Origin of the sequence: Caulobacter sp. CCUG 60055, assembly GCF_022750545.1 — a bacterium.
GTDB lineage: Bacteria > Pseudomonadota > Alphaproteobacteria > Caulobacterales > Caulobacteraceae > PUIC01.
The window spans coordinates 468,081-480,726 of the sequence record NZ_PUIC01000001.1; the positions used below are offsets into that span (position 1 = coordinate 468,081).

The following is a 12,646-nucleotide window of genomic DNA, read 5'->3' on the forward strand; positions in this document are numbered from 1 at the left end:
CCGGTCAGACGTCGAAGTCCAGGCCGAGATCGGAATAGAGGCCCCGTTCCTCGGCCCAGTTCTCCTTGACCTTGACGTGCAGGAACAGGTGGACCGGCCGGTCGAGGATCTCGGTCAGCTCCTTGCGGGCGTTCTCGCCGATCCATTTCAGGGTCTGGCCGCCCTTGCCGAGGATGATCGCCCGCTGGCCCTCGCGCTCGATGAAGATGGTCTGCTCGATGCGCACCGAGCCTTCCTTGGCGTCGGCGAAGCTGGTGGTCTCCACCGTCGCCGCGTAGGGCAGCTCCTCATGGACGCGCAGATAGATCTTCTCGCGGGTGATCTCGGCCGCCAGCAGGCGGCTGGGCAGGTCGGCGGTCTGGTCTTCCGGATAGAGCCATGGCGACGGCGGCATCAGCTCGGCCAGCCGGTTCTTCAAGTCCTCGACGCCCGAGCCGTTGGCGGCCGAGACCATGAACACCTCGTCGTAGACGCCGGTCTCGAACAGGCGGCCGGCCAGGCCGAGCAGGTTGTCGCGCTTGACGACGTCGATCTTGTTCAGCGCCAGGATCGCCTTGCGCTTGGCGCCCTTGAGGCCGGCCACGATGGATTCGACGTCGTCGGCCGATTTCTTCTCCGCGCCGGTGGCGCGGCCGCCGGCGACGGCGATCTCGGCCTGGGCGTCGACCAGATGCACCACGGCGTCGGCGTCCTCGGCGCCGCCCCAGGCCGAGCGGACCATGGCCCGGTCGAGCCGGCGGCGCGGCTTGAAGATGCCGGGGGTGTCGACCAGCACGATCTGGACGTCGCCGGCCAGGGCCACGCCCTTCACCGGAAAGCGCGTGGTCTGCACCTTCTGGGTGACGATCGAGACCTTGGCCCCGACCAGGCGGTTGACCAGGGTCGACTTGCCGGCGTTCGGCGCGCCGATGATGGCTGCGAAGCCGGCGCGGGTGTTGTGTTCGTTCATCGTTCTCGTACTCAAGACTGGCCTTCGCGCTGGAGCAGCGTCGCCGCCGCGGCCTTCTCGGCCTCCTGGCGCGAACGTCCCTCGGCGCGGACAGGTTCGAGGCCCAGCACCGTCACCTCGACCGTGAAGCGCGGCGCATGGTCCGGTCCCTGCCGGTTTATCACAGAATAGGCCGGCAGCGGCTTCTTCTGGCCCTGGGCCCATTCCTGCAGGGCGGTCTTGGGGTCGCGTGGCCTGGGCGCGCCCAGGCTGGCGGTCTCTTCCTCCCAGAACGCCAGGAACACCGCCCGGGGAGCCTCCAGGCCGCCGTCCTGATAGAGGGCGGCCATCACCGCCTCGCAGGCGCCGGCCAGGATCGAGTCCTTGTCCCGGCCGCCGGTCTTGGTCTCCGAACCCGACAGCCTCAGCGCCGGCCCCAGCTCCATGCGGCGGGCGACGCGGGCGCAGGTCTCGCGGCTGACCAGGGCGTTGAGGCGCGGGGCGAGATCCCCCTCCGGGGCCTTGGGATAGAGCACGGCCAGCCGCTCGGCGGCCAGCAGGCCCAGCACGCGGTCGCCGATGAACTCCAGCACCTCGTTGTCGCGCACCCGCTTGGCCCCGTCGCCGACGCTGGCGTGGGTCAGCGCCCGGTCGAGCAGCTCGCGGTCGGAGAAGACGTGTTTGAGACGCCGCTCCAGCGCGGCGACGGCGGCGTCTCGCAGGCTCATTTGATCGGGCGGAAGAAGCGGTCGAAATGCGCCTCGGTGAACCAAGTCCAAGGCTTGAACAGCGACGCTTCCCGGCCCCAGGACAACAGGACGATCTGCGCCTTGCCGACGAGGTTCTCCTCGGGCACGAAGCCGACGCCCAGTTCGCCGCCGGTGGCGGCGTCGGCGGCGCTGTTCCAGGCGCACACGCCGGGGCCGGACACGCCCGGCGGCAGGCCGGGATCGAAGCGGCTGTCGGCCGAGTTGTCGCGGTTGTCGCCCATCATGAAGTAGCAGTTCGGCGGCACCACGTAGGTCACGGTGTCGTCGCCCAGGCCATGGTCGTCGAAGTCGGTGTTGATCAGGTGGGTGCGGCCGTTGGGGAGGGTCTCCTCATAGGCGCGGACCGGCTTCTGCAGACCGTAGGGCGGGGTCTCCTGGCTGCTGTCGGGCAGCCGCTTCATGCCGACCGCCTTGTCGTTGATGTAGAGCACGCCGGCCTTCATCTGGATGCGGTCGCCCGGCAGGCCGACCAGCCGCTTGATGTAGTCGATGTGCCCGTCGCGCGGCAGCTTGAAGACGATGACGTCGCCCCGTTCCGGCGTGCGGTTCATGATCCGGCCGTGGAACAGGGGCGGACTGAACGGGATCGAGTTCTTGGACCAGCCGTACGAGAACTTGGAGACGATGATGTAGTCGCCCTCCGACAGGGTCGGGACCATCGACGCCGAGGGGATGGTGAAGGGCTGGAACAGCAGGACCCGCAGAACGAGGGCGATGCCGAGCGCATAGGCGATGGTCTTGACGATCTCGACCGTCTCTTTGACGGCGCCGGGCTTTTCGGACGGCTCGGGCTTGGCGGTGGCGGTCATGCGGAAGCGGTCTCTCGAATGGCCTGTCGGCGGATCGCGGTTAGGCCTTGCTAGACTTTCGGCAGGGCCGGAGCAAGCGGGTCGCCCGCCGTCCAAAGGCCCCAGGCGGCGTCAAGCCTGCGGCTCGACGGGCACGGCCTCGATGACGACGAACGCCTGGGCGTAGGGATGGTCGTCGGTGAGGCTGAGATGGATGATCGGGCGGAAGCCGGGCGGCGCCAGTTCGGCCATGCGTTCGGCCGCGCCGCCGGTGAGCGCCAGGGTGGGCTGGCCGGAGCGAAGATTGACCACGCCCATGTCCCGCCAATAGACGGCGCGGCGCATGCCGGTGCCCAGCGCCTTGGCGCAGGCTTCCTTGGCGGCGAACCGCTTGGCGTAGCTGGCGGCGCGGTCGGCCTTGCGCTCGGAGCGCGTCCGCTCGGTCTCGGTGAACACCCGGTGGGTGAAGCGTTCGCCGAAGCGGTCCAGCGAGTTCTGGATGCGGCGGATGTCGGTGAGGTCCGAGCCGATGCCGAGGATCACGCCGCGACCTCCGCCCGAGCCTCGTCCATCAGCGCGCGCATGCGATGGATGGCGGCGGACAGCCCGGTGAAGATCGCCTCGCCGATCAGGAAATGGCCGATGTTGAGCTCGACCACCTGGGAGATGGCCGCGACCGGCTTGACGCTATGGAAATCGAGGCCGTGGCCTGCATGGACCTCCAGGCCCCGCCGCGCAGCCTCCTCCGCCGCCGAGGTCAGACGCGCCAGCAGCGCGGCCGCCTCGTCGACCCGGCCATGCTGGACGGCCTCGCAATAGGCGCCCGTATGCAGTTCGACCACCTGGGCGCCGATCGCCTCGGCCACCGCCACCTGCACCGTGCTCGGCTCGATGAACAGCGACACGCGCACCCCGGCCTCGCGCAGGCGGCGCACCACGGGCGCGACGGCGTTGTGGCCGCGGGCGACGTCCAGTCCGCCCTCGGTCGTGCGTTCCTCGCGGCGCTCGGGCACCAGGCAGGCCGCGTGCGGCCGGTGGTCCAGGGCGATGGCCAGCATCTCGTCGGTGACGGCCATCTCGAAGTTCAGCGGGCGCGAGACCTTGCGGCACAGGGCGGCGATGCGGTCGATGTCGGCGTCCGAAATGTGCCGGCGATCCTCGCGCAGGTGGGCGGTGATGCCGTCGGCGCCCGCCTCTATCGCCAGTTCGGCCGCCCGCGCCGGATCGGGATGGGCGCCGCCGCGCGCGTTGCGGATGGTGGCGACGTGATCGATGTTGACCCCGAGGCGCAGCCTGCTCATTTGGCCAGCCTGCGGCTGCCCGGGTCTTCCACCGGGATCGCCGCCAGCTCGGGCGGCAGGGCGTCGGCCGGATAGGCCGGAACCTCCAGCGAGGCCAGGGCGATCAGCGGCACGCCGACATCGGCCTTGCCGCCCGAACGGTCGACGATGCAGGCGGCGGCCACGACCTCGGCGCCGGTCGCCCGGATGGCGGCGATGCATTCGCGCGACGACAGGCCGGTGGTGACGATGTCCTCGACCATGACCACGCGGGCGCCCGGCTCGACCGAGAACCCTCGCCGCAGCTTGAAGGCCCCGCCCTCGCGCTCGACGTACATCGACGCGACGCCGAGCTGCCGCCCGGTCTCGTAGCCCGGGATGATGCCGCCGACCGCCGGCGAGATGACCACGTCGACCGCGCCCACGGCGGCGCGGATCTTGTCGGCCAGGGCCTTGCACAGACGCTCGCAGCGGGCGGCGTCCATGAAGACCAGGTTCTTCTGCAGGAAGGTCGGGCTGTGCAGGCCCGAGGACAGGACGAAATGGCCTTCGCGCAATGCGCCGGCCGCGCGGAATTCGTCGAGGACGTCGTCAGTGTTCATGGCGATCCCATACATCGAACCGGCGGGAGTCGCCTCCCCAAATCGCGCGAGGCGCCGTCAGCCCCGGGCGCGGTCCACCGTCTCGACCGAGGGGCAGGCGCGCAGGGCTGCGGCGATGTTGGTCAGGTGCTTGGCGTCGCGGACCTCGAGGTCGATGTCGACGTCGAAGAAGTCCGACTGGCGGTGATGCATGCGCAGGTTGACGATGTTGCCGCCGGCCTCGCCGATGATGGTGCAGGCTTGGCCCAGCACGCCCGGCGCGTTGCGGATGGTGGCCCGCAGCTTGGCCTGGGAGACGGTGTTGCGGTCGGCCTCGGGCGTCCATTGCAGGTCGCGCCACAGGTCGTCGCGGTCTTCGTAGTCGGCCAGATGCGGGCAGTCGATGGTATGGACGGTCAGGCCTTGCCCGTCCGGCTCCAGAATGCCGACGATGCGGTCGCCCGGCACCGGGCTGCAGTCCGGGTCGAAGTGCAGGGTGACGCCGGCGGTCAGGCCGCCGCCGCGCACATAGAGCCGCGCGCCCTTGCCGCCCTCGATGCGCCGGCGGGCGGCGGCGGCGGCCTTCTCGGTGTCCTTGAGGCCGGGGAACACCGTCTCCAGCACCTGGTTGGGGGCCACCCGCCCGCGCCCGACGGCGTCGAACAGCTCGTCCTCGACGGCCAGGGCGAAGCGGTCCAGGGCCGGCCGCAGCGAGACGTCCTTCAGCGACTTGCCGGCGCGCTCGAACATCTGGTCGATGGAGGCGCGGCCCAGGCGGGCGAACTCTTCCTTCTCGCTCTGGCGGATATGGCGGCGGATGGCCGAACGGGCCCGGCCGGTCACTGTCAGCGACCGCCAGTCGGGCGGCACCACGGGCTTGGCGCCGCGGATCACCTCGACGACGTCGCCGTTGTTCAGAGCGGTGCGCAGCGGCTTCAGCTCGCCGTTGACCTTGACGCCGATGGTGGTGTCGCCGACGTCGGTGTGGACCGCATAGGCGAAGTCCAGCGGCATCGCCCCGCGCGGCAGGCTGATCAGCTTGCCCTTGGGGGTGAAGACGAACACCTGGTCGAGGAACATCTCCATCTTGGCGTGTTCGACCAGTTCCTCGACGTCGCCGCCGTGCTCCAGCACCTGGACGAGGTGGCGCAGGTTGACCAGCGGGTCGCGGCCGCCGGCGGCCTCCTGGGCCTCGGCGTCGAAGCCGTAGGACTTGTCCTTGTAGCGCCAGTGCGCCGCCACCCCCTCCTCGGCGATGCGGTCCATCGCCTCGGTGCGGATCTGCATCTCGATGCGTATGCCCTTGGGGCCGACGACCGTGGTGTGCAGCGAGCGGTAGTTGTTGCGCTTGGGCGTCGAGATGAAGTCCTTGAACCGCTCCGGCACGCAGGGCCAGGCGTGGTGGATCAGGCCGAGCGCGCGGTAGCAGTCCTCCTCGGTGTCGACGATGACCCGGAAGGCGTAGATGTCGGACAGCTGCGAGAAGCCGATCGATTTGCGCTGCAGCTTGCGCCAGATCGAATAGGGATGCTTTTCCCGGCCGAACACCCGGGCGTGCATGCCCACCGCCTCGAGCTCGTGGGCGATCTCGGCGCTGACCACGGAGACCGCCCCGCCCTGCTCGGCGCGCAGCGCTTCCAGCCTGCGGACGATGGCGTCGCGGGCCACGGGGTTGAGGTGCTTGAAGGCCAGCTCCTCAAGCTCGGAACAGATGCGATGACAGCCGATCGAGCGGGCCAGGGGCGCATAGATGTCCAGCGTCTCGCGGGCGATGCGCTCGCGCTTCTCCTGCTTGGGGATGAACTGCAGGGTGCGCATGTTGTGCAGGCGGTCGGCCAGCTTGACCATCAGCACCCGCACATCCTTGGAGATGGCCAGGATGAACTTGCGCAGGTTCTCGGCCTGGCGGGTGTGTTCGGAATTCAGCTCCAGGCGCGACAGCTTGGTCACGCCCTCGACCATCTCGCCGATCTCCTCGCCGAAGAGCTGGTCGATCTCTTCGCGGGTGACCGGCGTGTCCTCGATCACGTCGTGCAGCAGGGCGGTGACGATGGTGGCGGTGTCGAGCCGGTAGTCGGTGAGGATGCCGGCGACTTCGATCGGGTGGGCGAAATAGGGGTCGCCCGAGGCCCGGGTCTGCGACCCATGCATCCGCATGGCGTAGACATAGGCGCGATTGAGCAGCGCCTCGTCGGCCGTCGGGTCGTAGGAGCGGACCCGCTCGATCAGTTCATATTGCCGAAGGAACTTCGGACGCGCCGCCTTGGCGGCGGCCCGAGCCTGATCGACAGATTCGTCTTCAGGCGCGCTTTTTTCGGGGGCGGCGGTCTCCGCCGCCTCCAGGATGAGAGGGTCTGCGCCCGGGGGGCTCAGTACCGCTCCTCCTGACCGCCGTCACGGTCGCTCTGCAGGGCGCGGACCAGTTCCTGCTCGCTCATGTGCTGGTGCTGCGGATCGGCGAGCAGGGCCAGGGTCTCGGCTTCCTCTTCGGCCTCGGTGCGCTCGTCGACGCGTTGCAGCGTGCCGATCAGGTTTTCGCGGAGGCTCTCGGCGTCGACCACGTCGTCGGCGATCTCGCGCAGGGCGACGACGGGGTTCTTGTCGTTGTCGCGGTCGACCAGCAGCGCCGACCCGGCGGAAATCGAACGCGCCCGATGCGCCGCCAACAGCACGAGGCTGAAGCGGTTGGGGACCTTCTCGACGCAATCTTCGACGGTGACGCGGGCCATGGAGTCCTCGAACCTACAGCGGAACGCATTGAAAATAAGGATTTCGACGACGTTGTGCAACGCCGTCGGCCTCGCGCGCCGCTTTCGCAGGGCGCCGCTTATGCGGGAGGTTCGGCTGTTTGTCCAGTCGCTTGTTCGGCCACGGGACAGGCGTCCAGGCCGACGCTGGCCCGGCCGGCCAGTTCGCGGGCGCTGAGCCCGCTCGACGGATGGCGCCAGTCCGGCGCGATCTCGGCCAGCGGCCCCATGACGAACAGCCGCTCGGCGGCGCGCGGGTGCGGCGTCGAGAACCCCGGTTCGTCGACGATCAGCCGGCCATAAGCGACCAGATCGAGGTCGAGCGGCCGCGCCGCGTTGACCCGCCGGCGCTCGCGGCCGAACCCGGCCTCGATGTCGTGCAGCGCGGCCAGGACCGCCCTCGCCTCCAACGCCGTCTCGACAAGCACCACACCGTTCAGATACTCAGGCTGAGCGGGGTCGGGCCACGCCATCGAACGCCACCAACCAGAACGCGCGGTCACACGCAGACCGGCCGCAGGAAAGCGCGACAGCGCCGCCTCCAGCGCCGCGATGGGCGGACCGGCGGGGCCTGCGAGGTTGGCGCCGAGGGCGACAATGACCGCCTCGTCCAGATTCATTCACTGCACTTTTTCATCAAGAGGTTGATTTTATGACGTTTTATCCGACAGATCGGATAGCCTTGTTCATCGACGGAGCCAATCTCTACTCCGCCGCTCGCGGCCTGAACATCGACATCGATTACAAGAAGCTGCTCGACGAGTTCAAGAAGCGCGGCGTCCTCGTCCGCGCCTACTACTATACCGCCCTGGTTGAGGACGACGACTACTCCCCGATTCGCCCGCTGGTCGACTGGCTCGACTACAACGGCTTCGCCGTGGTGACCAAGGCCGCCCGCACGTTCACCGACGCTCAGGGCCGCAAGCGTTTCCGCGGCGACGTCGACGTCGAGATCACCGTGGACATGCTGGAGATGGCCGCGCACGCCGACCATCTGGTGCTGTTCTCCGGCGACGGCGACTTCCGCCGCGTCGTCGAGGCGGTGCAGCGCAAGGGCGCCCGCGTCACCGTGGTCTCCACGGTCAAGTCGCAGCCGCCGATGGCCTCGGACGACCTGCGCCGCCAGGCCGACGCCTTCGTCGACCTCAGCGACCTGGCCAACGTGGTCGGCCGGCCGCGCCAGTCGCCGTTGCCCCGCTTCATCCAGGGCGACCAGACTCCCGCCGAGCTCGACGCCGAAGATGAGCTATAGCGCCGCCACGGCCGAGCCGCCCCGCGACTGCCCGCTCTGTCCCCGGCTGGTCGCCTATCGCGACGAGAACAGGGCCGAGCACCCGGACTGGTACAACGGCCCGGCCCCGACCTGGGGCGATCCCGACGCGCGGCTGATCGTGGTCGGGCTCGCTCCCGGCCGCTCCGGGGCCAACCGCACCGGCCGCCCCTTCACCGGGGACGGCGCGGGCTGGCTGCTCTACGCCACCCTGCTGAAGATGGGCTTCGCCTCGGGCGTCTACGAAGCCCGGCCGGACGACACCCTGAAGCTGGTCGACTGCGTCATCACCAACGCCGTGCGCTGCGCGCCGCCGGGCAACAAGCCGACCACCCAGGAAGAGAACGCCTGCCGGCCGTTCCTGCTATCGACGCTGCGGGCGCTGCCGCGCCTCAAGGCCGTCGTCACCCTGGGCGACGTGTCGCGCAAGAACGTGCTGAAAGCCCTCGGCGCCAAGGCGTCGGCGGCCCCGCCGGGCCACGGCGTCGAGATGGACGTCGGCCCGTACCGCATCTTCAACAGCTATCACTGCTCGCGGCTGAACACGAACACCGGCCGCCTGACGCCGGCGATGTTCGAGGACGTCTTCCGCGCGGCCCGCGCCCACATCGAGCGGAACTGAGGGCCGGCCGCGAGCCTGCCCCGGCCCGACCCGCTCAGCCCTTGTCGCGCATCAGGCGGCCCTGCTCGCGCTTCCAGTCGCGATCGGCCTCGGTGGCGCGCTTGTCGTGCAGCTTCTTGCCCTTGGCCAGGGCCAGTTCAAGCTTGGCCCTGCCCTTTTCGTTGAAATAGAGCCGGGTCGGGATCAGGGTCCGGCCCTCGCGCTGGATCGACCCCAGCAGGCGGTTGATCTCGCGGCGATGCAGCAGCAGCTTCCGAGGCCGGCGCGGCTCGTGGTTGAACCGGTTGGCCGGGCCGTATTCGGGAATGTAGGCGTTGATCAGCACGATCTCGTCGCCCTCGGTCGAGGCGTAGGATTCGGCGATATTGGCCCGGCCCTCGCGCAGCGCCTTGACCTCGGTGCCCGTCAGGGACAGGCCCGCCTCGAACGTCTGCTCCAGGAAATAGTCGAAGCGGGCGCGGCGGTTCTCCGCGACCAGCTTCTGGGCCAGGGGCTTCTTCTCCGCCATCAGATCACGCCGGCTTCCTTCATGGCGTCCAACACCGCCGGCCGCACGGCTTCGGCGCAGGGCGTGATGGGCAGGCGCACGTCCTCGGCGCACAGGCCCAGATGGGCCAGGGCGAACTTGGTCGGCGCCGGCGAGGCGTCGAGGAACAGCGCCTTGTGCAGCCGCACCAGACGGTCCTGCCACTCCAGCGCCGTGGTCCAGGCGCCCTGCAGGCAGGCGTTGAAGAAGGCGGCCATCCCTTCGGGGGCGACGTTGCTGGTCACCGAGATGCAGCCGTGGCCGCCGTGGGCGATATAGCCCAGGGCGGTCGGGTCGTCGCCCGACAGCATGGTCCAGTGCTCGCCGCAGACCAGACGCTGCAGGCTGGCGCGGGCCAGGTCGCCGGTGGCGTCCTTGACGCCGACCACGTTGGGCAGCCTGGCCAGGCGGGCCAGGGTGTCGTTGCCGATGTCGATGCTGGTGCGGCCGGGCACGTTGTAGACCAGGACCGGCAGCTGGACGGCGTCGTTGATCGCCTCGTAGTGTCGATAAAGGCCTTCCTGGTTCGGACGGTTGTAGTAGGGCGTGACCACCAGCGCGGCGTCGGCGCCGACGGTCTTGGCGTGGCGGACCAGCTCGATGGCCTCTTCGGTCGAGTTGGAGCCGGCGCCGGCGATCACCGGCACCCGGCCCGCCGCCGTTTTGACGCAAAGCTCGACCACACGACGGTGCTCGTCATGGCTGAGGGTGGCGGTCTCGCCGGTGGTGCCGACAGGCACCAGGCCGTGGATTCCGGCGGCGATCTGACGCTCCACGAGCTTCGTGAAGGCGGCCTCGTCGACGGCGCCGTCACGGAAAGGGGTGATGAGCGCGGTGAGCGCGCCCTGGAACAACGGTTGGGACATCGGGAGCAACAAGCCGTGATATGGGGCCGCTTTGAGTTGCGGCGTTGTGACCGGGCCGGACAATATGGCGGCGCGGGGCCTGGCCGCAACAGGCCATCCACGTGCGAGCGGGAAGCGGGAGCATCTATTGTCGTCTTTGTTGCGTAATGCGTTGTTGGTCGGGACCTGCTGCGTCCTCGCGGGGTCGGTCGCGGCTGCTCAGACGGAGGACGACACCCCGCCCCCCGCGCCGCAGGCGGCCCCCACGGCGGCTCCGGTCGCGCAACCGACGGCGACAGGCTACCAGCAGGCCGTTTCGGACGCCGACTTCGGCTATCTGCGCACGGCCATCGCCGCCGCCCGCAGCGGAGACGGGACCCGCGCGCGCGGCGCCATGGATTCGCTGACCAGCCCGACGGCCAAGAAACTGGCCCTTTGGGCCCTGACCGACAGCGCCGGCGAACAGCTGTCCTTCTTCGAGATCGATCAGGCGCGCCGCACGCTGTCCGGCTGGCCGCGCCCGAATCGCCGGCAGGCGGTGGCCGAAAAGCTGCTGGAGACCTCGGGCTACAGCCCCAGCCAGACCATCGCCTGGTTCGGCGGCGAACAGCCCCAGACCGCCCAGGGGGCGATGGCCCTCGCCGCCGCCTACCGCGCCAGCGCGCGGCAGGCCGACGCCAAGGCGCTGATCCAGCGGTTCTGGCGCGACGAACTGTTCGAGGCCGACGTCCAGCGCACCATGCTGGCGCGCTTCGGCGACATGCTGACCGTGGACGACCACATCCAGCGCGAGGACATCCTGCTCTATGGTCCGCAGGGACCGGCCGCGCGCGACCTGCTGCCGTTGCTGCCGCCCGACCAGCAGGCCGCCGCCCAGGCCCGCATGGCCTTCCGCGCCGACGCGGCCAACGCCAACGACGTCGCCGCCCAGACGCCGGCGGCGCTGCAGGCCTCGCCGGGCTTCGCCGTCGAGAAGGCCCGCTACCTGCGCAAGCACAATCTCGATTCGCTGGCCCTGGCCCTGGTCCGGCAGTTCCCCTCGTCCAGCCTGCACGACCAGGGCGCCAAGCTGGTCTGGGGCGAGCGCAAACAGCTGATCAACGCCGCGCTGCGGGCCGGCGACTACCGTTCGGCCTACGCGGCGGCCAACAACACCGGCCTGAGGGCCGGGACCGACTATACCGAAGCCGAGTTCTACGCCGGCTGGCTGGCCCTGGCCAAGCTCAAGGACCCGGCCGAGGCCGACAGGCACTTCGCCAACATCCAGAAGGTCGGCGCGACGCCGATCACCCTGGGCCGCGCCTTCTACTGGCGCGGGCGGGCGGCCGAGGCGCGCGGCGACAAGGCCGCCGCCAAGGCGTTCTACGCCCAGGGCGGGCAGTACTACACCACCTTCTACGGCCAGCTCGCCCGCGAAAAGGCCGGCCTCGGCCCCATCACCCTCGGCCGCGACCCTGCCCCGACCGCCGCCGACCGCGCCCGCTTCGAGGGTCGCGACCTCGTGCAGTCCGCCAGGATGCTGGCGGCGATCGGCCAGCGCGACCTGTTCCGCAGCTTCGTGCTGACCATCGACGACACCCTGCCCAACGCCGAGGAATGCGCCCTGCTGGTCGATCTGGCCCGCGGCTACGGCGACCAGGACCTCGGCATGCGGGTGGTGCGGGCCTGCGCCCAGCGCGGCTTCGTCCTGCCCGAGCGCGGCTATCCGGTCCGCGTCACCCCGACCGGCCCCGAAGCGCCCGAACCGGCCATCGTCTTCGGCATCACCCGCCAGGAAAGCGGCTTCGATCCCGGCGTGCGCTCGCCCGCCGGCGCCCGCGGCATGATGCAGCTGATGCCCGCCACGGCCCAGTCGCTCGCCCGCCGGGTCGGCGTCGGCTATTCGGCCGAGATGCTCTACGACCCCGACTACAACATGAAGCTGGGGGCGACCTTCCTCGGCCACATGATCAACGACTTCAGCGGCTCGTACGTGCTGGCCGCCGCCGCCTACAACGCCGGCCCCGGCCGGCCGGCGACCTGGATCACCTATTGCGGCGACCCGCGCACTTCCAGCACCGACCCGGCCGACTTCATCGAGTGCATCCCGTTCTCGGAGACCCGCAACTATGTGATGCGGGTGCTTGAGGCCACCCAGGTCTATCGCGCCCGCCTGAACAACGGCACGGCCCCGGTGATGCTGGCGGCGGACCTCAAGCGCGGCGGCTACGTCTATTCGGGGCCGACGCCGGCCTCGTCGCAACCGGCCGCCGCTCCGGCCTCGCCCATGGGGCGGCGCTGAGCCGCCCC

General features: G+C 69.9%; 14 protein-coding genes. 3 read left to right on the forward strand and 11 right to left on the reverse strand.

What is annotated here, in order from left to right; all coding sequences use genetic code 11:
- Positions 1 to 4: 4 nt before the first annotated feature.
- The 9 genes from era to folK form a co-directional block, all read right to left on the reverse strand.
- Positions 5 to 949: a GTPase Era gene (gene era / locus C5708_RS02175; protein ID WP_242917352.1), complete on the reverse strand. Its 945-nt coding sequence runs from the start codon at positions 947 to 949 to the stop codon at positions 5 to 7.
- A gap of 11 nt (positions 950 to 960) precedes the next feature.
- The gene (gene rnc / locus C5708_RS02180; RefSeq protein ID WP_242917354.1) at positions 961 to 1,656 is read right to left on the reverse strand and encodes a ribonuclease III; all 696 of its coding nucleotides are present in this window, start codon (positions 1,654 to 1,656) and stop codon (positions 961 to 963) included.
- Entirely contained in the window at positions 1,653 to 2,507 is an 855-nt protein-coding gene (lepB, locus tag C5708_RS02185; protein WP_242917356.1) for a signal peptidase I, read from the reverse strand. Before lepB ends, rnc begins: the two co-directional genes overlap by 4 nt.
- A 111-nt stretch (positions 2,508 to 2,618) precedes the next feature.
- On the reverse strand, positions 2,619 to 3,029 hold the full coding sequence (gene acpS, locus C5708_RS02190) for a holo-ACP synthase (RefSeq protein ID WP_242917364.1): 411 nt from the start codon (positions 3,027 to 3,029) through the stop codon (positions 2,619 to 2,621).
- On the reverse strand, positions 3,026 to 3,787 hold the full coding sequence (locus tag C5708_RS02195) for a pyridoxine 5'-phosphate synthase (protein ID WP_242917366.1): 762 nt from the start codon (positions 3,785 to 3,787) through the stop codon (positions 3,026 to 3,028). The genes acpS and C5708_RS02195 overlap by 4 nt, the downstream gene beginning before the upstream one ends.
- Positions 3,784 to 4,368 (reverse strand): orotate phosphoribosyltransferase, encoded by a 585-nt coding sequence (pyrE, locus tag C5708_RS02200; protein WP_242917368.1) that lies wholly within the window; start codon positions 4,366 to 4,368, stop codon positions 3,784 to 3,786. Before pyrE ends, C5708_RS02195 begins: the two co-directional genes overlap by 4 nt.
- A gap of 57 nt (positions 4,369 to 4,425) precedes the next feature.
- Positions 4,426 to 6,576, reverse strand: coding sequence for a bifunctional (p)ppGpp synthetase/guanosine-3',5'-bis(diphosphate) 3'-pyrophosphohydrolase (locus C5708_RS02205; protein ID WP_278253736.1), 2,151 nt, complete (start codon positions 6,574 to 6,576; stop codon positions 4,426 to 4,428).
- Positions 6,577 to 6,716: 140 nt separating this feature from the next.
- Positions 6,717 to 7,076 carry a DNA-directed RNA polymerase subunit omega gene (gene rpoZ, locus C5708_RS02210; protein ID WP_242917378.1) on the reverse strand — a complete coding sequence of 120 codons (360 nt, stop codon included), beginning with the start codon at positions 7,074 to 7,076 and terminating at the stop codon, positions 6,717 to 6,719.
- Between the two features lie 98 nt (positions 7,077 to 7,174).
- Positions 7,175 to 7,714 carry a 2-amino-4-hydroxy-6-hydroxymethyldihydropteridine diphosphokinase gene (folK, locus tag C5708_RS02215; protein WP_242917380.1) on the reverse strand — a complete coding sequence of 180 codons (540 nt, stop codon included), beginning with the start codon at positions 7,712 to 7,714 and terminating at the stop codon, positions 7,175 to 7,177.
- Between the two features lie 32 nt (positions 7,715 to 7,746).
- Between folK and C5708_RS02220 the strand changes: the two genes are divergently transcribed.
- Both C5708_RS02220 and C5708_RS02225 read left to right on the forward strand, forming a co-directional pair.
- Positions 7,747 to 8,346 carry an NYN domain-containing protein gene (locus tag C5708_RS02220; protein ID WP_242917382.1) on the forward strand — a complete coding sequence of 200 codons (600 nt, stop codon included), beginning with the start codon at positions 7,747 to 7,749 and terminating at the stop codon, positions 8,344 to 8,346.
- Complete coding sequence (locus C5708_RS02225) at positions 8,336 to 8,986, forward strand: uracil-DNA glycosylase (protein ID WP_242917384.1); 651 nt, start codon at positions 8,336 to 8,338, stop codon at positions 8,984 to 8,986. The genes C5708_RS02220 and C5708_RS02225 overlap by 11 nt, the downstream gene beginning before the upstream one ends.
- Positions 8,987 to 9,020: 34 nt before the next feature.
- On the opposite strand, the gene smpB is transcribed toward C5708_RS02225, so the two are convergent.
- Both smpB and dapA read right to left on the reverse strand, forming a co-directional pair.
- Positions 9,021 to 9,494: an SsrA-binding protein SmpB gene (gene smpB, locus C5708_RS02230; protein ID WP_242917385.1), complete on the reverse strand. Its 474-nt coding sequence runs from the start codon at positions 9,492 to 9,494 to the stop codon at positions 9,021 to 9,023.
- A complete protein-coding gene (dapA, locus tag C5708_RS02235; protein WP_242917387.1) occupies positions 9,494 to 10,378 on the reverse strand; it encodes a 4-hydroxy-tetrahydrodipicolinate synthase in 885 nt (294 codons plus the stop codon). The genes smpB and dapA overlap by 1 nt, the downstream gene beginning before the upstream one ends.
- A 127-nt stretch (positions 10,379 to 10,505) precedes the next feature.
- Between dapA and C5708_RS02240 the strand changes: the two genes are divergently transcribed.
- Positions 10,506 to 12,638, forward strand: coding sequence for a lytic transglycosylase domain-containing protein (locus C5708_RS02240; RefSeq protein ID WP_242917389.1), 2,133 nt, complete (start codon positions 10,506 to 10,508; stop codon positions 12,636 to 12,638).
- Positions 12,639 to 12,646 lie beyond the last annotated feature (8 nt).